This is a genomic window from Sphingomonas sp. P4_G3 (assembly GCF_056401105.1).
Window position 1 is genome coordinate 388,985 of the sequence record NZ_JBFUJZ010000002.1, and the last position, 20,609, is coordinate 409,593.

Below are 20,609 nucleotides of genomic sequence, written 5' to 3' on the forward strand. Positions count from 1 at the left end.
GATGGCGAGTGCCGCGGCTCCGGCCGGCGCGGCGAAACCCGCGCCGAGCGAGGATGGCTGGGATGACGGCAGGTCGGCGGCGGGGCGGTTCAATCCCTGGCTGATCGTCGCGATCATCTCACTGCCGACCTTCATGGAGGTGCTCGACACCTCGATCGCCAACGTCAGCCTCGACCATATCGCCGGCGGCCTGTCGATCACCATTGATCAGGCGACCTGGGTGCTGACCAGCTATCTGGTCGCCAACGCCATCGTCATCCCGATCTCGGGCTGGCTGTCCGACGCGATCGGGCGCAAACGCTATTTCCTGATCTCGATCGCCTTGTTCACGATCTCGTCGTTCGTTTGCGGGATCGCGCCCAATCTTACGACCTTAGTCATTGCGCGCGTCTTCCAGGGGATAGGCGGCGGCGGGCTGGCGCCGGTCGAGCAATCGATGTTGGTCGACACTTTCCCGCCCAGGCAGCGCGGCATGGCGATGGCGGCCTTCGCTATCGTCGTCGTGGTCGGTCCGGTGCTTGGACCGACGCTCGGTGGTTGGATCACCGAAACGTCGAGCTGGCATTGGGTGTTCCTGATCAACGTCCCGATCGGTATTGGCGCTTGGATCCTGGCCGATTTGTTCGTCGACGAGCCCAAGCAAGTGAAGGACGATCGCGCCAAGCGGCTCGAGGGCGGGCTTCGCATCGACTATATCGGCGTGATCCTGGTCGCGCTTGGCCTCGGTTTTTTCGAACTGACGCTCGACCGCGGTGAACGCGAGGACTGGTTCGCCAGCGGGCTGATCGTCGCCACCGCGACGATATCGGCAGTATCGCTGGTCGCGCTGGTCTTCTGGGAACTCAACCACAAGGACCCAGTGGTCGACCTCAAATTGTTCAAGAATCGAAGTTTCGCGATCACCACGCTGATCATGGGCATCACCGGCCTGATCCTGTTCGGTACGACCCAGCTGATCCCGCAGATGTTGCAGCAGGTGATGGGCTACAGCTCGTTCGACGCCGGGCTGGCGCTGACGCTCGGCGGTCTCGCGACATTGGTCGCCGTGCCGTTCGCGGGCCGAATGGTCGGCAAGGTCGACGCCCGGATTCTGCTCGGCGGGGCCTTGCTCGTGCAAGCGGCGGCGCTGTGGAACATGTCGCATTTCAGTGTCGATATCAGCTTCGCCGATGCCGCGATGGGGCGGCTTTATCAGGCGATGGCGCTGCCATTCCTGTTCGTGCCGATCAACGCGGTCGCCTATCAGGGGCTGCCGCGCAACAAGACCGCGCAAGCGTCGAGCCTGCTCAACGTCGCGCGCAACCTTGGCGGGTCGATCGGTATCTCGGCGGCGCAATCGATGCTCGCCGGTTCGATGCAGCGGCACCAGACAGAGCTGGTCCAGAAACTCAATCCGCTCGATCCCAATTACACCGACTGGCTGGCTAGGGCGCAGGGCGCGTTCGCCGGCTTGGGCGATCCGACCACGCTGCCCCAGGCGATCCTCTATCAACAAGTGCAGCGGCAGGCGGCGATGCTCGGGTTCCTCGACGTCTTCCGGTCGCTGATGGTGCTGATCCTGATCTTGCTGCCGGTGATCATCTTCATGAGATCGGGCAAGGGCGCGAGCGGCGGAATGGGACATTGATGATGAAGAAACCGATTTTGCTCGTCTCCATGCTGGCGCTTGCCGCCTGCACCGTCGGTCCGAACTATACCAAGCCCGATCTGGCAGCCCCTGCGACCTATGCCGGCCCGCAAGGCGCGCCGCCTCCCGGCCAGGCGATCGATCCGGGGCATTGGTGGGAGGCGTTCAACGATCCCAAACTGACCGACTTGATCGATCGCGCGCTGAAGGACAATCCGGACATGGCGTCCGCGGCCAGCCGCGTGCGTCAGGCGCGGTTGGGCGAAATCCAGGCGCGCGCGCAGTACAAGCCGGTGGTCAACGCCGACGCCAACGCGACCGACGTCAAGTTCAGCAAGAATGCCGGCTTCGCGACGCTAGCGCGGGCCTTTTCGGGAGGCGGCAATAGCGGACCGCCTTCCGGCGTCGCTTTGCCCGGCGACAGTATCAAGACCTTCGCGGTCGGTTTCGACGCGAGCTGGGAGCTTGACGTGTTCGGTGGCGGCCGTCGCGGCGTCGAGGCGGCGCTGGCGCGAACGGAGGCAGCCGAGTGGAACGGGCGCGACGCCGCGGTGACGCTCGCGGCCGAAGTCGCCGACGCCTATTTCGCGCTTCGCCTCGATCAGGAACAGATCGCCGTGATTGAGAGCGAGGTCGAACGGCAGAGCAGGGCGCTACAGATCGCCTCGAACATCGCCAAGGTCGGGCTGACGCCATCGATCGACGTCACCCGGCAGAACGGCAACATCACTGCGACACGCGCGCGATTGGAACCGCTCAAGGCCGATCTCGACGTGCGCAAGCACGCGCTCGGTGTCCTCGTCGGACAACCGCCAGAGGCTTTGATGGCGGAACTGTCCGGGCCGTTGCCTGCGCTGGTTCCCACCCCGGAAATTCCAGCCGGATTGCCCAGCGACCTGCTACGCCGCCGCCCGGACATTCGCGCCGCCGAACGCAACCTTGCCGCGTCGACCGCCGATATCGGCGTTGCCGTCGCCGATCTCTACCCGAAGTTCAGCCTGACCGGGATGGCACAGCTCATTTCCACCTCGCTGGGCAGCCTGTTTGCGGGCGATAGCCTGCAGTTGACCGGCACCGGACAGGCGACCTTTCCGCTGTTGGATTGGGGAAAGCGCAAGGCGACGGTGAACATCCGCAAGGAGCAGCGCGAGCAAGCCTATCAGGATTATCGCCTGACGGTGCTGCGGGCGCTACGCGACGTCGAGGATCCGTTGAGCCGGATCGATGCCGAGCGCCGTCGCAATGCTCTGCTGCGTCAGGCGTTGGCCGACGCCGACCGCACCGCCGCCGCCGATCTGGCGCGGTACCAGGCAGGCTTGGTCGCTCAGGATACGGTCATCAACACGCAGGTTGACGTCTTACGCGCGCGAGAAAACCTGGCGGACAGCGATGCACAGCTGCGACAGCTGTCGGTTGCCTTGTTCAAGGCGATTGGTGGCGGATGGTCGGAAGGTGCGCCGAGCGCCGGCTAACGAGCGCGTTGCGCAACAGGCAGGCCATTTTTTTCGCGCAGGGGGTTGCCACGGCGCGTAATGGTTAGCGCCCGATTCGGAAAAGTTAATAAAAGGTTAATTTAGCGCGATTTTCGGTCGCGATGGCGGCGGCGCAAGAGAGCGAACCGGCCAGATACAGAGCGACCCGCTTCCACCGTCAACTTGTTGAATCAACAAATTAATCGGTGGGAAGCGGGCCGTCTAAAATCGCTTTACCAGGGACGAATGAGTTCGCCGTGGACGAGCGCAATGAGAAACGCGAGCATTGATTTACTCCTAATGCGCCCACCCCGGGCACGAGCGAATTCTTAATAGTTTTTTAACTCAAAAGCAATCGCGATTCCGGGCAGTTACGTGTTTTCCCTGAGCTTCAGGCTTGCGAGCTTAAGAGTTCTTTCAGGCCCTTGGGGTAGCAGGGCGATGATGGCGCGCGACCACACCCCGATCAGCCCGGTCGAAGAACCGGTTGGCCAAACCGGCCTTTCGTCGACATCGCGGAGCCGCATGCGCGGCGCCGCGACGCCGTTCGCGCAGGTTTCCCCCACGAAACCCTGGGCCGTTCAAGCGCTTGCGCAAATGACCAATCAGGCATTCCTGCGCCGGCACCTTGGCGTCGCGCGGTCGAACGACATCGCTTTCGACATCGCCGACCGAATCGCGGGCGCGATGCCCGGCGTCGTGGCGACGGTGATCGGCCGCTGGACGGTCGAAGTGGAAACCTGCGTTGCCGACGCGGCCGAACTTCAGCAATTCTCGGACAGCCTCACCGCGGCGCTGGCGGACCCGTTCGACCTGGACGGCGAACGGCATCACATCGATCTCGCGATCGGTATCGCCGCCGGGCCGCCAGGGACGCTGGACGATGTCCGTCTGGCGGAGGAGGCCGAGGACGCGTTGGTCCAGTCGCGTAATGAGAGCCAGTTAGTATTGCGCGATTTGTCGCTGGTCGATCCGATGGTCGACAAAATCACGCTGAAGCGCGAGCTGAAGGGCGCGATCGATCGCGGCGAGCTGTTCCTGCAATATCAACCCAAGGTGCATGTCCGCCGCCAGGAGATTGCGAGCGCGGAGGCGTTGGTGCGCTGGCGTCACCCCACGCGCGGATTGATCCTGCCGAGCGACTTCATCCCTCTGGCCGAAACGTCGCGCGACATCGACCGGCTGACGCTGTGGACGATCGAACAGGTCATCACCGACCAGCATTATCTCCGGGCCGATGGGCAGGAGATCACGATTTTCGTCAACATCTCCGGCCAATTGCTGAGCAATGCCTCGTTCGTGAAACGCGCGTGCGAGATGGTCAGCAAGGGGGGCGTCCCGCTCGGCTTCGAGATCACCGAGACCTCGGTGATTCGCGACCCGGTCAGCGCGATCGCCAATTTGAATATCTTTGCCGACCACGGCATTGCGATCGCGATCGACGATTACGGCGCCGGCCTGTCGAGCCTCGCCTATCTCAAGCAGCTTCCGGCGCGAGAGCTCAAGATCGATAAAATGTTTGTCCTCCAGCTGACCAGCAGCAACCGCGACCCGCTGATCGTTCGGTCGACCATCGACCTCGCGCACGCGCTGGAGATGGAGGTGACTGCTGAGGGGGTCGAGACGCCGGCAGCGTTGGCGCTGCTCAGCGTGATGGGATGCGACATCATCCAGGGCTATCTGATCAGCCGTCCCATCGAGATCGAGGCGTTCCGCCAGTTCCTGCGGGACCATAAGGATGCCGCCTTGGTCGATTCGGCGCGCGCCAGTTTCCGCGCGACCGCGTTCCGCCGCCTGGCGTGACGCGCTTAAAGCCGTTTTAACGCTGCGGAGGTCATTACTGCCGCGTCATGACTCGTCGGTTTGCCGCACTTTTGTTGGTCATCGTCGCCTTTCTGGCGATGCCCGTCTCCGCGTTCGCGCAAGGAGATCCGGCCGCACAATTCGACAGCGCTATCGGCGACGCCAAGGCGACGATGCTCACCGATCCGGCGAAGACCATCGCCAAAGCCAAGCAAGCGCGGGCGATAGCCGAACGGCTCACCGGGCAGGATCGTGTGATCGATATCGCCACCGCGCAATGGCTGGAAGGCGAGGCGCACCTTCGCCTGAATGATATCGTCACGGCGGGGCCGTTGCTCGACGCCGCGTTCGCCGCGCTCAAAGACGCGAAGGCCAGCAAGCTCAAGGGCGACGTGTTGCGGTCGCGCGCAGGCTATCACGCCGCGTCGGCTAGCGTGGCCACGGCGTTGGCTGACTATCAATCGGCGTTCCTGATCTATCGCACGATCGACGACACGCGCAGCCAATCGATCGCACTGCTGAGCATCGCCGCGCTCTATCAGGAGGCGAACGACTATAATACGGCGCTCAAATATTACGGGCAGGCGCTCGATATCTATCAGGGCGATCCGCAACTGCTGGTATCGATCTACAACAATCGCGCCGACGCGTTGATGGAATTGGCGCGCTATCCCGATGCCGAACGCGATTTCCGCGCCGCCTACAAGCTTGCCGAGACGATGGACAGCCCGGTGCTCGAAGCACAGATCCTCCGCAACGCGGCGCGCAACGAATTGCTCGCCGGCGACCTGGATGCCGCCGATCGCACGATCGCACAGGGATTTCAGTTGTTGCGCAAGGGCGATAGCGACGGGTCCGCCGCACAATTCTGGGCGGTGGCGGCGCAAGCAGCGCTGCAACGCGGCAAAGTCGATCAGGCGCGAACGATGATCGAGCGTGCCTTTGCCGGGGTTGATATCGGCAACCCGACCATGGTCTGGTGGCGCGCGCATAAAACCGCGTTTGCGATCTACGAGCGCTTGGGCGATTCGCAGCACGCGCTGATCCACCTGGTGGCGTTGAAGAAGCTCGACGACGATAATGCCAAGCTGGTGTCGTCGCACTCAACGGCGCTGATGGCGGCGCGATTCGATTCGGCCAATCAAAGCCTCAAGATCGCCAAGCTGCAGCGTGACGAAGCCAACCGGCGCGCGGAATACGAAAAGGCGCGGGCCAATACACAATTCTGGATTTTCATCGGATCGGGCGTGACCGCGGTGGTGATCGTTGGGATGCTCGGCTTTGGCCTCGTCACGATCCGTCGCAGTCGGAACGAGGTTCGCGCGGCGAACATCGATCTCGAAGCGAGCAATGCGGCCTTGGGCAAGGCGCTGGCCGCCAAGACCGAATTCCTGGCCACCACCAGTCATGAGATTCGCACCCCGCTCAATGGCATTTTGGGGATGACTCAGGTGATGCTGGCCGACCGACGGCTCGATCCCGCGATGCGCGACCGGATCGGCGTGGTGCACGGTGCCGGAGTGTCGATGCGCGCACTGGTCGACGACATTCTCGACGTCGCCAAGATGGAGACGGGCAATCTGACGATCGAACGCGCACCCGTCGATCTGGCGGCGATGCTGCGCGACGTGTCTCGCATGTGGCAGGATCAGGCCGCCGCGAAGGGTGTCGAATTCGAACTCGACGTCAGCGAGGCACCACCACTGATCGAAAGCGATCCGGCGCGTTTGCGACAAATTGTATTCAACCTACTTTCCAATGCACTGAAATTCACCCAGAATGGACATATTCACGTCCGGTCGGGGGTGATTCAGGGGGCCGGCGACGAACTCGTGACCATCGAAATCCACGATACTGGGATTGGCATCCCGCCGGACAAGCTCGAACTCATCTTCGAGTCGTTCCGTCAGGCTGACGCCGGCACCACGCGTCAGTTCGGCGGCACCGGTCTGGGCTTGGCGATCTGCCGCAACATCGCACGGGCGATGGGCGGCGACGTCACGGTGGCGAGTGTTCCGGGTGAGGGATCGACCTTTACCCTGGCCGTCCCGCTGGTTCGCGTCGAGGAGGATCAAGCCGCGGCGGTCGAGCACGAGCATGGCAAGGCACTGCTCATCGTCGACAAGAACCCAATCAGCCGCGCGATGCTGAAGACCTTGTTCGCGCCGCGTTTCCCGACGCTGATCGCGGCCGGCTCGATCGACGAAGCGGCGGAGATGATCGCAGCGGGCGGCGTCCAGCGGATCGTCACCGATGAAGCGACGATTGCCATGGACGGGGACGTGGACGCCGCGATCGGGCGCCTCGCCGGCGCGCCGGTGTCGTTGCTATGGACAAACCCGGATGCGGCTGACCGCACCCGGTTAACCGCGGCGGGTGTAGATCAACTGATTGCCAAGCCGATTGCCGGGGCGACACTGGTCCAGACGATCGTTTCGGTAGCGCAAAATGAAGATGTTGATAGTCGGGCTGCATAGGCGGATAGGGGGACCAACCATGCTATCTGATATGCTTTGCCCGACGGTCCGGATGGGGTCGCTGCGATGAATGTGCTTTTCATCGAGGACGATCCGATGAATCGGCGGGTCGTCGCCGACATGCTCGACGTGGCCGGGGCGACAATGACCGAGGCGGAAAGCGCCGAGATCGGTCTCAAACTGATCGAAGAGCGCGATTTCGACATGGCGTTGGTCGACCTGCGCATGCCGGGGATGGACGGCATCACCGCGATTCGGCGCATTCGCGCACGTCCCGATGCCAAGGCCAAGCTGCCGATCATCGTGGTCACCGCCGATACCGCGATCGACCTTCGCGAACGCTGCATCGCAGCGGGCGCCAACGAGGTATTGTTCAAGCCGGTGGCGATGGACGCTCTGTTCGAGGCGATGGGGCGCATTCTCGCCGGCGGCGAAGGCGACGTGATCCTTTAGCCATTTCAGCTGGCCCATAGCCGTGGCAAGAGCGCTGCCATGATCGAACATCTTTCCGTTGAATCACGCCCGCTTGGTAAAAGTGGCATCCTTGTCTCACCCATTGCCTGGGGCATGTGGCGGCTGCGTGGCGCCGACGTCATCGGCGCCCGGGCGCTGATCGAGGCGGCGCTCGACAGCGGGATCACGTTGTTCGATACAGCCGATATCTATGGCTTCAACGGCGCCGACGGATTTGGCGATGCCGAAGCGGCGCTCGGCCGCGTGTTGGGCGAGGCGCCCGAATTGCGCGCGCATATGGTGGTGGCAACCAAGGGAGGGATCATCCCTGGCGTGCCGTACGATTCGAGCCCCGGCTATCTCGATCGCGCGCTCGATGCGTCGCTACGACGTCTGGGCGTCGAACAGGTCGATCTCTGGCAGGTCCATCGTCCCGATTTGCTCGCACATCCGCAGGAGCTCGCGGCGACGCTCGAGAAGATGATCGCCAGCGGGAAGACGCGCGCGATCGGTGTGTCCAACTTCACGCCGGCGCAGGTCGCGGCGTTGGAAAGCTTCCTCACGGTTCCGTTGGCAAGCACGCAGCCCGAATTCTCGCCGCTCCACACCGATCCCCTGTGGGACGGCACGCTCGACCTGGCGATGGCACGCGATCACGCGGTCCTTGCCTGGTCGCCGCTGGGCGGAGGGCGGCTGGGCCAGGATGGGCCGGTTGCCGCGCTGCTGGCGGGGAAGGGCGCTCACTACGGTGTCTCCGCAGCGGCGGCGGCCTATGCGTGGCTGATGGCGCATCCTGCGCGGGTCATCCCGATCGTCGGCAGTCAGCGCGTCGAGCGAATTCGCGAGGCGCGCGATGCCTTCAAGGTCGAATGGACGCGCGCCGAATGGTACGCCGTCCTGCAGGCATCGATGGGAAAAAAACTACCCTGACCGCGCGGCCGCAAAGGCGCGACGATGGAGGCCCGTGCCGGAATCGAACCGGCGTAAACGGATTTGCAGTCCGGTGCGTAACCACTCCGCCAACGGGCCTCGTAGGCGTGGTAAGGCGCGGGGCTTTGCGCATCGGACAGCCCCAAGTCAACAGCGGCTTTATATGATGCATATAATTTAATGCGCTATTGCGGGTTGGCGTGCGGCGCGGCGCACCATATAGCAGCCGAGCGGCACGAAGTGTGTTGCATACGTAAAACAGTTATGCGATTGGGCGGGCTATGAACAACTTGGCGCCAGAAACGATCGGCGACGACATCAACTTCGAGGCGATGCGCCATGCCATGGTGCAGAGCCAGCTGCGCACCAACGCGGTCAACGACCCGCGGGTGGTGACCGCAATGGCCAGGGTCCCACGCGAGCAGTTCGTTCCCGAAGGCGCGCGTCGCCTGGCTTATCGCGACACCGCCGTGGCGATCGGCAATGGCCGCTATCTCAACCTGCCGATCGCGACCGGCAAGCTATTGACCGAGGCCTATCTGGAGCCGACCGACAAGGTACTGCTGATCGGCGCCGCCGGCGGCTATACAGCGGCGGTGCTGTCCGGTTTGGTTCGCTCGGTCGTCGCGGTCGAAAGCGATACCGACCTTGCCGCGCACGCCAGCGCGGCGCTGGTGGGTTACGGCAATGTCGAGCTGGTGGAGGGACCGCTCGATCAGGGCCATCAAGCGGGCGCGCCTTACGACGTGCTGGTCGTCGATGGCTGCGTCGAAGCGCTGTCCGAATCGCTGGTCGGCCAAATTGCTTCTGGAGGGCGTGTCGTGACGGGGCTGCGCGAACGTGGCGTATCGCGCCTCGCGTCGGGGCGCACGATCAAGGGTGCGTTCGGGCTGCGCGCTTTCGCCGACGTGGATTGCGTCGCGCTGCCAGGTTTCTCGGCGCCGCGGAGCTTCGTCTTTTGAAAGCAATGGGCGTTTTAAAAGAAATGGGGATTTGATGCGCGTTTCCGTCCTACTCGCTGGTGTCGCCATGGTCGCCGTCGCGGCCGTGCCGGCTGCGGCCGACACACTGCGCGACGCGCTCGTCAAAGCGTACAACACCAATCCGGGATTGGCCGCCGAGCGCGCCAATGTCCGCGCGTCCGACGAGAACGTTCCGATCGCCAAGGCGCAGGGTCGTCCCAATGTCGGCGTCACCGGCAATTATACCGAGAACGCACTCAACAGCAGCCAGAACAGCTTGCTGTCGCCTGACCGCCAGCTTCAGGCGAGCGCGCAACTCGCGGTTCCGGTGTATAGCGGCGGTCGCGTCCGCAACTCGATCAAGGGCGCCGAAACGCGGGTCGATGCGAGCCGGATGCAATTGCGCGGCACCGAATCGGATACCTTCGTTGGTGTGGTCGGTGCCTATATGGACGTGATCCGCGACGAGGCGATCGTCGGGCTGAACAAGGAAAACGTTAAGGTGCTGGAGGTCAATCTCCAGGCCGCCAAGGATCGTTTCCAGGTCGGCGACCTGACGCGCACCGACGTCGCGCAGTCCGACGCGCGTCTGTCGGTCGCGCGCGGCCAGCTCGAACAGGCCCAGGCGCAGCTCATCTCGAGCAAGGAAAGCTACATCCGGGTGGTCGGTTCGCCTCCGGGGCAGTTGGAAGATCCGCCCGCTTTGCCGAACCTGCCCAATGCGCCCGACGACGCGGTCGACGTTGCGCTCAAGAACAACCCGGTGCTGCTCGCGGCGCAGCGGAACAGCGACGCGACGCGTTTCGACATCGATGCGGCCAAGGGCGCGCGGCTGCCGACATTGAGCGGCGTCGTCGGCGGCAATTACTTCAACTATCTCGGTTCCTACGGCACCGGTACCAGCCCCAAGCCGGGCCAGACCGGGTCGGCCGGCACCGTCGGTCTGCAATTCTCGGTCCCGCTCTATCAGGGCGGCGGCCCGTCGGCGCAGGTGCGCCAGGCGCAGGCACGCCGCGCCCAGGCGCTCGAACAGACGACGGATACCGAACGCGGCGTGATCGCGCAGACGCGCTCGGCTTATGCCATCTGGAAGTCCTCGCTCGAGGTGATCGCCTCGTCGCAGCGCGCGGTCGAGGCCAACAAACTGAGCCTCGAGGGCGTGCGCGCCGAGAATAGCGTCGGCAACCGCACGATTCTCGACATCCTCAACGCCGAGCAGGAATTGCTCAACAGCCAGGTGACCTTGGTGACCGCGCAGCGCGACGCTTATGTCGCCGGTTTCGCGCTGCTCGCGGCGATGGGGCAGGCCGAGGCCCGCGACCTCGGACTTGAGGGCGGCGCGCTCTACGATCCGTTGACCAATTACAACCGCGTCAAGGGCAAGTGGAGCGATTGGGATGTGGATCCGGCCTACAAACCGACCGGTACCAGCACGCGCGATACGCCCCCGCAGGACTCGTCGCAGAAGCGTCCGCTCGACCCTCAGTTGAACGCCCCGGTTGACACGGCCCCCGATCGTCCCGCAAACGAGACCAAATAACTCGCGATTTGCGCGGGTTCGTGCGTCGTCAGGAAGCAGGCCGCCTATGGGGGATGTAAGCGCCGAACCGTCGATGGAGGACATCCTGTCCTCGATCAAACGGATCATCGCCGAGGATGTCGAGACCGGCGGGGTATCGCGCGCGCGCCGTCGCCCGACGTCGCAGCCGACTCCGGCCCAGGTCGCCGAAGAGGACGACGTGCTCGAATTGAGCGAAGCCATGCCCGATTCGGAAGCACCGTCGATGGCGGCGCCCGCTGCCGCGGCATCTGCGCCGGCCACGCCCGCCGAAAAGATCATCTCCGATGAGGCCGCGGAAGCCAGCCGCGCGAGGCTCGCCAGCCTGTCGCGGCTCGTCATCAAGCCCGAAGTCGCGGGAAGCGACACGCTGGAAGGGCTGGTCCGCGAGATGCTGAAGCCGATGCTGCGCGACTGGCTCGACGCGAACCTGCCCGATCTGGTCGAAGCGATGGTCGCCAAGGAAATCGCGCGGATCACCGGCCAGCGCTGATCCGGGACGAAGCGAGTTTTCGGTGCGACGGGTAGTTGCTCGGGCAACCACCTTCTGCTCTATCTCGCTGCATGAAGAAGCTCCTCCTCGCGAGCGTCGCGCTCGTTTCATTCGCCTTTCCTGCTACCGCGCGCCAACTGACCATCGAGGATGTGACGATGCTCAGCCGCGTCTCGTCGCCGGCCGTGTCGCCCGACGGGCATTGGTTGGTCTGGCAGCAGCGTGAGACCGATCTGGCGGGCGACAAGGGCCGCTACGATCTGTGGCGGCTCGACCTGACCACCAAGGGCGCCAAACCCGAAAAGCTGATCGGCGAATGGGCGGTCAACGAGACCAGCCCGCAATTCTCGCATGACGGCAAGACCATCTGGTTCCAGTCGGACAAGGGCGGCGAGGACAATGTCTGGGCGATCGCCGTCACCGGCGGCGCCCCGACCCAGGTCACCGACCTCAAGGGCGGGATCGGTGGGTTCAAGGTCGCGCCGACCGAGGACAAAATGCTGATCTGGGCCGATCGCCTGCCCGGCGCGCCGTCAAGCGAGCCGGCGATGATCAAGAAGCGCGACGACGCCGGCAGCGGCCGCACCTTCGACCAGATGTTCATCCGCCATTGGGCAAGCTGGTCCGATGGGACGCGATCGCAGCTGTTCGTGCTGCCGATGGCGAACGGCAAGGCCGCCGGCTACGGCAAGGCGATCGAAGGCGCGCTGGTCGGCGACTCCCCATCCAAGCCGTTCGGCGGTGGCGAGGAAGTGTCGTGGTCGGCCGACGGCAAGACGGTGTTCTTCGCGCTGCGTGAGGCGGGTCGGATCGAACCGCTATCGACCAATCTCGACATCTTCGCGGCGCCCGCCGACGGGTCAGCCGCGCCGACCAACCTTACCGATGCCAATGACGGCATGGACAATCTGCCCACCGCGTCGCCCGACGGCAAATACCTCGCCTGGTTCGCTATGAAACGCCCCGGTTACGAAGCCGACCGCCAAGTGTTGATGGTGCGCGACCTCGCAAGCGGCCAGGTGAGGGCGCTGACCGAAGGTTGGGACCGCTCGGTCGGCTCGATCGCGTGGAGCGAGGACAGCAAGACGGTCTACGTCACTGCCGAGGATACGCAGGAAGTGCCGATCTTCGCGGTCGACCTCAAGTCGGGCAAGCCGACTCGGCTGACCCAGGAAGGGTCGGTCTCCGCGGTGGTGCCGACCGCCAAGGGCTTGGTCTATGCGATGAACTCGCTGACCGCGCCCGACGATTTCTACTGGCTGGCGGGCAAGAAGAGCGCCCGGCTGACCAGCGTCAATGCCGACAAGTTCGCCGGGATCGACATGCCGACGGTCACGCGCTTCAGCTTCACCGGCGCCAATAACGACAAGGTGTGGGGCTATGCGGTCAAGCCAGCCGGGCTCGCTACGGGCGCCAAGGCGCCGATCGCCTTCATGGTCCATGGTGGGCCGCAGGGATCGAGCAACAACAGCTGGTCGTATCGCTGGAACCCCGCTTTGTTCGCCGGGGCGGGTTATGGCCTGGTCGCGGTCGATTTCCATGGGTCGACCGGGTACGGCCAGGGCTTCAGCGACGCGATCCGCAACAATTGGGGTGGCTGGCCGCTCGAGGACCTGAAGAAAGGCCTCGACGCTGCGACGACCAAGTTCACCTGGCTCGACGGCAACAATGCCTGCGCGCTTGGCGCGTCCTATGGCGGCTATATGATGAACTGGATCGAGGGCAATTGGCCGGATCGCTTCAAGTGCATCGTCCAGCATGACGGCGTGTTCGACGCCCGCGCCATGGCGTATGAAACCGAGGAGCTATGGTTCGACGAATGGGAGCATGGCGGGCATCCTTATTACGAGGATCCGGCCGCGTTCGAGAAATGGAACCCGGTCAATTTGGTCGACAAGTGGAAGACGCCGCAACTCGTAATCACTAGCGAGGGCGATTACCGCATTCCCTATACCCAGGGTATCGCCGCCTTCACCGCGCTCCAGCGCCGCGACATCCCGTCGCGCCTGATCGTCTTCCCGGGCGGCAGCCATTGGGTGCTCAACCCCAAGGAAAGTCGCCAATGGTATCGCGAGGTGCTTGGCTGGATGGGCAAGTGGACGGGGAAGGGCGCGAACTAGGCCCCTTTCTATCCTCCCTAGCGGCGGATCAAGACCGAGTTGCGCTATCGCTTCATCGCCAGCAACGCTTGCGCGCGCTTCAGATGCGGCATGTCGAGCATCGCACCGTCGAGGCCCACCGTGCCGGCGCCGGGATTGGCATCGAATGCGGCCAGGACTTTCTCCGCATGGGCGATTTCGTCGGGCGAAGGGGTGAAGGCAGCGTTGATCACCGGGACCTGGTCGGGGTGGATCGCGAGCATGCCGCGAAAGCCGGCGCGGCGCGCGCGGCGGGCCATCTTGTCGAGTCCTTCGGCATCGCGGAAATCGCCATGGATCGTCTCGATCGCGCTGACCGAGGCGGCGGCGGCGCCGGTCAGGCAGAGCGCGCGGAATAGCTGATAAGGAAAGTCGTAATCGCCATTGTCGTCACGATTGCTGGTTGCGCCGAGGGCCGTGGCGCTGTCCTCCGCGCCCCAACTCAATGCGGCAAGGCGCGGACAACCGGCGTAATTGCCGACGTCAAACACGCCCGCCGCGGTCTCGGTCGCGAGCACGAACACCGGAATATCGCCGAGCGGAAGGCCGGCGGCGGTCTCCAGCGCCGACAGATAATTGTTCAGCCGCTCGGCGTCGGCGCGCGTCGCCTTGGGTAAGACAATGCCGTCGGGACGGGCGGGCACGATCGCGGCGAGATCGGGCAGCGCGTGGGGCGTATCGAGCGGATTGATCCGTACCCAATGCGGTTGGCGGCGATGCGTCGTCTTGAGGTGGCTGGCGACTGCCTTGCGCGCATCGGGCTTGGCGCTTTCGGCGACCGCGTCCTCCAGGTCGATAATCACCAGGTCGGCGGCGCTCAGACCGGCTTTCTCAAGCTTGCGGGGCGAATCGCCCGGGGCGAACAGCAAGGAGCGTGCGGCAAGCGGGATAATATTCATGGCGGCGTTCTGGCGCAGGTGAGGGGCGTGCGCCAGCCCTCTCGCTTTTCGCGCGCGGCGAGATTAAGCGCCATACCCGATATTCGATAAATGAGAGGGTAGCCCATGCGCGAAGCCGTCATCGTCTCCACCGCCCGCACCGGCATCGGCAAGGCCAATCGTGGCTATTTCAACATCACCGAGGCGCCGGTGATCGGCGCGCACGTGATGAACGCCGTGGTCGAGCGTGCCGGGATCGACCCGGCGCGGATCGATGACGTATTTTACGGCGCTGGCAACGAATGGGGGACGCAGGGCTATAACGTCGCGCGCAACACGGTCTTCGCCGCCGGCCTGCCGACCAGCATTCCCGCCTTCACGCTCGATCGCAAATGCGGATCGGGCCTGACCGCGATCGCCCTCGCCGCGCGTGGGATCATGTGCGACGAACTCGATGTCGCGCTTGCCGGCGGGATGGAATCGATCACCTTGACCGCCAAACAGGCCGGCAAGCCGTATCAGAACCAATCGGTGATCGCGAAGAAGCCCTACGCTTATATGCCGATGATCGAGACCGCCGAGGTCGTTGCCGAACGTTATGGCATCTCTCGCCAGGCGCAGGACGAGTTCGGCGCGATGAGCCAGCAGCGTGCCTATGATGGCCTGCAGAAAGGCGCGTTCGCCGAAGAGATCGTGCCGATCACGGTCGAAAAGGCCACCTTCGACAAGGAAGGCAACCAGACCGGCACCGAACAGGTCACGGTGACGCAGGACGAGGGCATTCGCGGCGGCACGACGGCGGAAATCCTGTCGGGCCTGCGCACCGTGTTCAAGGACGGCATGGTGATCAAGGAAGGCAAGTACATTACTGCCGGCAATGCCTCGCAGCTCTCGGATGGCGCGGCGGCGCAGATCCTGATGGAGCGCCAGGCGGCCGAGGCCGAAGGCAAGGACATTCTCGGCATCTATCGCGGCTTCCAGGTCGCGGGGTGCGAGCCCGACGAAATGGGCATCGGCCCCGTCTTCGCAATCCCCAAGCTGTTGAAGCGCGCGGGGCTCAGGATCGAGGATATCGGCCTGTGGGAGATCAACGAGGCGTTCGCGTCGCAATGCCTCTATTGCCGCGACACGCTGGGGATCGATCCCGACAAGCTCAACGTCAATGGCGGCGCCATCGCGGTCGGGCATCCGTTCGGGATGACGGGGTCGCGCCTGACCGGCCATGCCCTGATCGAGGGGCGTAAGCGCGGCGTGAAATATGTCGTCGTGTCGATGTGCACCGCCGGCGGCATGGGCGCGGCGGGGCTGTTCGAGATTCCGTGAAGCTACCTCCGTCATGCCGGCCTTGTGCCGGCATCCACGGAGCCGCTGGCGCGTCAGCTTGGGGGACGGTAGACCCCGGCACAAGGCCGGGGTGAAAGTACGGGTTGGATGCTCGCCTAGAGCATCCCGATCTGCGTCATCCAGCGTTCGACTAGTTGCGGCCAGACGCCGACTGGCTCATTCTTCTTACGCAGTCCGAAAGCGTGTCCGCCTTTGGCGAACAGGTGCATTTCGGTCGACACGCCGGCTTTGTCGAGCGCGGCGGCGTACATCAAGCTGTTGCAGATCGGGTCGATCGGGTCGTTCCAGGCCTGGGCGATAAAGGTCGGTGGCGCATTCTTGATGGTCGGCAGCGTGCGGTCGAACTTGCCGTCGCGGCAGATATGGCCGGGATAGAGTGCGACGGCGAAGTCGGGCCGGCTGCTGATGCGATCGATCGCATCGACCGGCTTGTACGCGGGCGTCAGAATATTGCTGGTCTGCGCGACCAGATAGCCGCCCGCCGAAAAGCCCATCACGCCGATCTTGTTGGGGTCGATGTGCAGCTCTTTCGCCTTGGAGCGAACCAGCCGGATCGTCCGCTGCGCGTCCTGCAACGCGCGCATGATCTTGGGCGTGATGTGACGTTGAAGCCCGTCGTCCCAATATTCATTGCCACCGGGCGCGCGATATTTCGAGACGATGCAGGTGATGCCTTTGGTGACCAGCCAGTCGCAGATCTCGGTGCCCTCGAGCGTGACGAACACCATCTGAAACCCGCCGCCGGGGAAGACGATGACGGCGGTGCCGTTGCTGCGTCCTTTGGGCGGGATGATCGTCATCGTCGGGATCGCGATGTCGAGCACCGCTTCGGACTTGCCGCCGAATTCGGGCGATTCCTTGTAGGTATTCACGCTTTCGGGCGGCTGTGGCCGGAGCGTGCCGTCGGGCGGGCTGCCGGGCCAAATCGGCAACTGGGTCTGCCCTGCCGCGGGTTGCCAGACTCCGATGGTGCGCACCGGCGGCACGCTCTTGGCGGGGGCGGGCTGTTTGTCCGACTGCGATATACTCTGCGCGCTACAAGCGAGGCTGGTCAGGGTCAGCGCACAGAGAATCGGCGATCCGAGACGTCGCACCATCGCATTCCTTGCTCGCAAATTGATCGGCCCAGCATCCTGCCGCACTTGGGCAGGTGCAAGCTTTTCTCCGTCTCCACGCAGCTTGTTGTGGATAAATCTCAACCCATGTTTGCGCGAAAGGGCCCTTCGCCCTTAGGACGTCCCGCATGACTACGCATACCACTCGCATGCTCATCCTCGGCTCGGGCCCGGCCGGCCTGTCTGCCGCGATCTATGGCGCGCGCGCCGGGATGGAGCCGATCGTCGTCCAGGGCATCCAGCCTGGCGGCCAGTTGACCACCACCACCGATGTCGAGAATTATCCCGGCTTTCGCGAGGTGATCCAGGGCCCCTGGCTGATGCAGGAGATGCAGGCGCAGGCCGAGCATGTCGGCACGCGGATGATGTGGGACACGATCGTCGAGGTCGACCTGACCCGGCGCCCGTTCCGACTGATCGGCGATAGCGGCGATGTCTATGTCGGCGATGTGCTGGTGATCGCGACCGGCGCGCAGGCCAAATGGCTTGGGCTCGACAGTGAAGAAGCGTTGAAGGGCAAGGGGGTCAGCGCCTGCGCCACGTGCGACGGCTTCTTCTATCGCGGCAAGAAGGTCGCGGTGATCGGCGGCGGCAACACCGCGGTCGAGGAAGCGCTCTACCTGACCAACCACTCGCCCGACGTGACCTTGATCCACCGCCGCGATTCTTTTCGGGCGGAGAAAATTCTCCAGCAACGGCTATTCGCCAACGAGCGGATCAAGGTGTTGTGGAACAAGGAAGTCGAGACTTTCGTCGACGGCGGCGGCACATCCGGGCTGGTTGCGCTCGAATTGCGCGATACGGTGACCGGCGAATTGTCGCGGCTCGATGTCGAGGGCGGGTTTGTCGCGATCGGGCATCATCCGGCGACCGAATTGTTCCGCGGACATCTCGAACTCGACGCCGACCATTATATTAAGGTCGAAACCGGCACGACGCGGACCAGCGTCCCCGGCGTGTTCGCTTGCGGCGACGTGATGGACAAGGTCTATCGCCAGGCGGTCACCGCCGCGGGGACCGGCTGCATGGCCGCGCTCGACGCCGAGCGGTTCCTGGCAGAGGCGGATTTCGAGAAGGTCGCCGAAGCGGCCGAGTGAGGTCAGGCGGTTGCCGGCTCGGCCTTCGGGTCGGCATGCTCGCCTTCGGCGACGTCATGGGGGACGTTCCAGCCGAAATAGACCTCGACCTCGACGATCTTGCTGTCGCGTACGGTATGGACTTCGGTGTTGCGGAAACGCCTGCCGCTGACCGTGCCGATATAGGTGACGAACACCGCGTCCCCGTCGGTCGCCATGCGCACGATCTTGAAATCCTCCATGTTGCCGCTGTTGGGCCAGCAGAGGCGAAAATAGGTGTCGCGGTCGATCCGGTTGTCGAGCGGGCTGGAGAAGTGGAAGTCTTCAGCGATCAACTGCTCGATCGCCTCGCGGTCCTTGTCGACATAAGCTTGCAGCGCTCCGCGGACGACATCTTGGTTGGAAAACATGCGGTAGCTCCCGTCACGTCACGGCTAAACGCGAAGGCGAGCGGGGCGTTCCCGCGTCAGGCGCTCCGGATCGCCACCAGAATCTGCTCGCGCAGCCAGTCGCCATCGCCCGGCCGCGCGAAACTGTGGCTGTCGGTTTCGCGGCGACGGATCGTATCCGACTCGCGCCACGCATGCTGGAAGCGGATCGCGGTATTGTCGCGCTGGGCGAGCAGGATGGTGCGTGGCGTATCGACCATCGCCACCGCCATCCGTGCGGCGATCGGATTTGTAGCTTCTTTCGATTTGGAAGAAGCCTTGCGTAACCCCTTGATCGCTTTTCCTATATTGATCCCTCCCGACAAGGCGCGAAGCCATGCGCGCGGATCGCGCACGCGATCGGCATAATGCGACCGGATGGCGGCGGCGGGGGGCAAAGAATCGTCTTCGTCGCCGACCCAGGGGTTGGCGAGCACCAGCGCATCGATCCCGGCACCGCGATGGAACAAGGCGAGCGCGGTGGCGGCATCGCAATTGCCGAAGCCGACGACGCGAGTCAGTTGCGGTGCCAGCGTGCGGAAAGCGCGAACTGCGGCAGCGATGTCCGGCCCGCTATCCTGATAGCCGTGATTAGTACCGTCCGAATCGCCGATCCCGCGCCGGTCGAAGCGGAACACCGGAATGCTGGCGGCGGCGAGATCGGCGGCCAGCAGCGCCATGCCGCGATGCGCGCCGCAGCGCAGTTCGTTGCCGCCCGATACGATCAACAGGCCGGTCGTCCCCGGCGCGTCATCGAGCGTGCCGATCAGCGCGTCGCCATCGCAGGGAAAATTGGTCAGCTCGCGCATCGCGCGATCCAGTCGGCGATATCGTCCGCGAGCACGTCGGCGAGCGCGGGATCGTCGCCTGGTTCACTCTGGCGCCAGAGCGGTGCGCCGGCGACCTTGCGATCGGCGACAGCGGGGTCGGTCTCGAGCCGGACGACGCGGACGGCGCCGTCGCGCACGCAATCGGCGGCGTTGAGATCGCGGAGCAACGTGCGCGACAATGCATTGCCGGCGATCGTCACCGGATTGCCCTCGTCGTTGTAATTGCCGAGGTCGATTTCGATCCGCTCGCCCGCGGCAGCGCTGGTGCGGAGCAGCTCGCGGACCAGCGCCTCGCCTTTGGCGGGCGCGAGTTGCCAGCGCGATACCGCCTTGACGTCATGATCGACTAACGCCCCGCCGCGACAGGATAAAATATGAATAGGACGCTCGCCCGCGGCAGCGCTTGCGGCGGACGCCAGCGCGGTGCGCCAGCCGGCGAGCATGGCATTTTCGGTCGGCACCAGGCTCTCGCCTTGACCGGGAAGGTCGGGGAGTGCGCTTGCGATATGGCGCTCGGCAAGCCGGCGCAACACGCCGCTCAGGAACGTGCGCGTGCGATTGGCTTCCTCGAACAGCGGCAGCACCGCGACCACGACCGGGCCGGTGGCGGGGCCGAAGCGCATCATCGCCTCGCGCCCACCGGCCCAGTCGTAGTGATCGATCATGCGGAATCCCTTGCCGCGACCTTGGCCTCGGCAAAGCGGCGAAGCGCGCCGAAGCTTTCGAGCATCTCGCCATCCACCTCGTCATCCTCGATCAGGATGTGCAGCCGATCCTCGATCTCGGTCAGCACGCCGGCGACCGCCATCGAATCGAGTTCGGGCAGGGCGCCGAACAGCGCCGTATCGTCGTCGAACGCGGCGACGCGATCGGCGTCGAGCGCCAGGATATCCTTGAGAACGGCGCGCACGGTCTGGCCGACCGTCGACGGAGCGTGGTGCGTGGTCATCGTTTCGGCGCGTTACCGATAGGGAAGCGCGTTGGGAAGGGTGTCGGGGCGGTGCGCTTCGCCGTTGTGGCTAAGC

18 protein-coding genes and 1 tRNA gene are annotated in these 20,609 nt (G+C 64.3%); 12 read left to right on the forward strand and 7 right to left on the reverse strand.

Annotated elements, in window-relative coordinates:
- Position 1: 1 nt before the first annotated feature.
- The 6 genes from AC1DQQ_RS07410 (at position 2) to AC1DQQ_RS07435 (ending at position 8,762) form a co-directional block, all read left to right on the forward strand.
- A complete protein-coding gene (locus AC1DQQ_RS07410) occupies positions 2-1,627 on the forward strand; it encodes a DHA2 family efflux MFS transporter permease subunit (RefSeq protein WP_478044734.1) in 1,626 nt (541 codons plus the stop codon).
- Between the two features lie 2 nt (positions 1,628-1,629).
- On the forward strand, positions 1,630-3,099 hold the full coding sequence (locus tag AC1DQQ_RS07415) for an efflux transporter outer membrane subunit (RefSeq protein ID WP_478029169.1): 1,470 nt from the start codon (positions 1,630-1,632) through the stop codon (positions 3,097-3,099).
- A 597-nt stretch (positions 3,100-3,696) separates the two neighbouring features.
- Positions 3,697-4,902, forward strand: a complete 1,206-nt coding sequence (locus AC1DQQ_RS07420; RefSeq protein WP_478029168.1) for an EAL domain-containing protein — start codon at positions 3,697-3,699, stop codon at positions 4,900-4,902.
- Positions 4,903-4,949: 47 nt separating this feature from the next.
- A complete protein-coding gene (locus AC1DQQ_RS07425; RefSeq protein ID WP_478029167.1) occupies positions 4,950-7,379 on the forward strand; it encodes an ATP-binding protein in 2,430 nt (809 codons plus the stop codon).
- 66 nt (positions 7,380-7,445) lie between these two features.
- Entirely contained in the window at positions 7,446-7,832 is a 387-nt protein-coding gene (locus tag AC1DQQ_RS07430) for a response regulator (RefSeq protein ID WP_478044735.1), read from the forward strand.
- A gap of 114 nt (positions 7,833-7,946) precedes the next feature.
- Entirely contained in the window at positions 7,947-8,762 is an 816-nt protein-coding gene (locus tag AC1DQQ_RS07435) for an aldo/keto reductase (RefSeq protein WP_478044736.1), read from the forward strand.
- 25 nt (positions 8,763-8,787) lie between these two features.
- Here the strand turns inward: AC1DQQ_RS07435 and AC1DQQ_RS07440 are convergent.
- Positions 8,788-8,861, reverse strand: a tRNA-Cys gene (locus tag AC1DQQ_RS07440).
- A 182-nt stretch (positions 8,862-9,043) separates the two neighbouring features.
- Here AC1DQQ_RS07440 and AC1DQQ_RS07445 point away from each other — a divergent pair.
- The 4 genes from AC1DQQ_RS07445 (at position 9,044) to AC1DQQ_RS07460 (ending at position 13,895) form a co-directional block, all read left to right on the forward strand.
- Positions 9,044-9,724: a protein-L-isoaspartate O-methyltransferase family protein gene (locus AC1DQQ_RS07445; RefSeq protein ID WP_478029164.1), complete on the forward strand. Its 681-nt coding sequence runs from the start codon at positions 9,044-9,046 to the stop codon at positions 9,722-9,724.
- Positions 9,725-9,758: 34 nt separating this feature from the next.
- On the forward strand, positions 9,759-11,264 hold the full coding sequence (locus AC1DQQ_RS07450) for a TolC family outer membrane protein (RefSeq protein WP_478044737.1): 1,506 nt from the start codon (positions 9,759-9,761) through the stop codon (positions 11,262-11,264).
- A 46-nt stretch (positions 11,265-11,310) separates the two neighbouring features.
- Positions 11,311-11,775 carry a DUF2497 domain-containing protein gene (locus AC1DQQ_RS07455; RefSeq protein ID WP_478044738.1) on the forward strand — a complete coding sequence of 155 codons (465 nt, stop codon included), beginning with the start codon at positions 11,311-11,313 and terminating at the stop codon, positions 11,773-11,775.
- 71 nt (positions 11,776-11,846) lie between these two features.
- Entirely contained in the window at positions 11,847-13,895 is a 2,049-nt protein-coding gene (locus tag AC1DQQ_RS07460) for a S9 family peptidase (RefSeq protein ID WP_478044739.1), read from the forward strand.
- 44 nt (positions 13,896-13,939) lie between these two features.
- Here AC1DQQ_RS07460 and AC1DQQ_RS07465 read toward each other — a convergent pair whose 3' ends face one another.
- The gene (locus AC1DQQ_RS07465; RefSeq protein WP_478044740.1) at positions 13,940-14,812 is read right to left on the reverse strand and encodes an HpcH/HpaI aldolase/citrate lyase family protein; all 873 of its coding nucleotides are present in this window, start codon (positions 14,810-14,812) and stop codon (positions 13,940-13,942) included.
- A 105-nt stretch (positions 14,813-14,917) separates the two neighbouring features.
- Between AC1DQQ_RS07465 and AC1DQQ_RS07470 the strand changes: the two genes are divergently transcribed.
- On the forward strand, positions 14,918-16,114 hold the full coding sequence (locus AC1DQQ_RS07470) for an acetyl-CoA C-acyltransferase (protein WP_478029158.1): 1,197 nt from the start codon (positions 14,918-14,920) through the stop codon (positions 16,112-16,114).
- 116 nt (positions 16,115-16,230) lie between these two features.
- Here AC1DQQ_RS07470 and AC1DQQ_RS07475 read toward each other — a convergent pair whose 3' ends face one another.
- Positions 16,231-17,232: an alpha/beta hydrolase gene (locus AC1DQQ_RS07475; RefSeq protein WP_478044741.1), complete on the reverse strand. Its 1,002-nt coding sequence runs from the start codon at positions 17,230-17,232 to the stop codon at positions 16,231-16,233.
- 146 nt (positions 17,233-17,378) lie between these two features.
- On the opposite strand from AC1DQQ_RS07475, the gene trxB reads away from it, so the two are divergent.
- Positions 17,379-18,347 carry a thioredoxin-disulfide reductase gene (trxB, locus tag AC1DQQ_RS07480; protein WP_478029156.1) on the forward strand — a complete coding sequence of 323 codons (969 nt, stop codon included), beginning with the start codon at positions 17,379-17,381 and terminating at the stop codon, positions 18,345-18,347.
- A gap of 2 nt (positions 18,348-18,349) precedes the next feature.
- On the opposite strand, the gene AC1DQQ_RS07485 is transcribed toward trxB, so the two are convergent.
- From AC1DQQ_RS07485 to AC1DQQ_RS07500, 4 genes are read right to left on the reverse strand one after another with little or no spacing between them, the layout of a single operon-like run.
- On the reverse strand, positions 18,350-18,736 hold the full coding sequence (locus AC1DQQ_RS07485; protein ID WP_478029155.1) for a nuclear transport factor 2 family protein: 387 nt from the start codon (positions 18,734-18,736) through the stop codon (positions 18,350-18,352).
- A gap of 56 nt (positions 18,737-18,792) precedes the next feature.
- A complete protein-coding gene (locus AC1DQQ_RS07490; protein ID WP_478041664.1) occupies positions 18,793-19,563 on the reverse strand; it encodes a hydrolase 1, exosortase A system-associated in 771 nt (256 codons plus the stop codon).
- Positions 19,551-20,249 (reverse strand): hypothetical protein, encoded by a 699-nt coding sequence (locus AC1DQQ_RS07495; RefSeq protein WP_478029153.1) that lies wholly within the window; start codon positions 20,247-20,249, stop codon positions 19,551-19,553. Before AC1DQQ_RS07495 ends, AC1DQQ_RS07490 begins: the two co-directional genes overlap by 13 nt.
- Positions 20,246-20,533 carry an acyl carrier protein gene (locus AC1DQQ_RS07500; protein ID WP_478041661.1) on the reverse strand — a complete coding sequence of 96 codons (288 nt, stop codon included), beginning with the start codon at positions 20,531-20,533 and terminating at the stop codon, positions 20,246-20,248. Before AC1DQQ_RS07500 ends, AC1DQQ_RS07495 begins: the two co-directional genes overlap by 4 nt.
- Between the last annotated feature and the right edge of the window lie 76 nt (positions 20,534-20,609).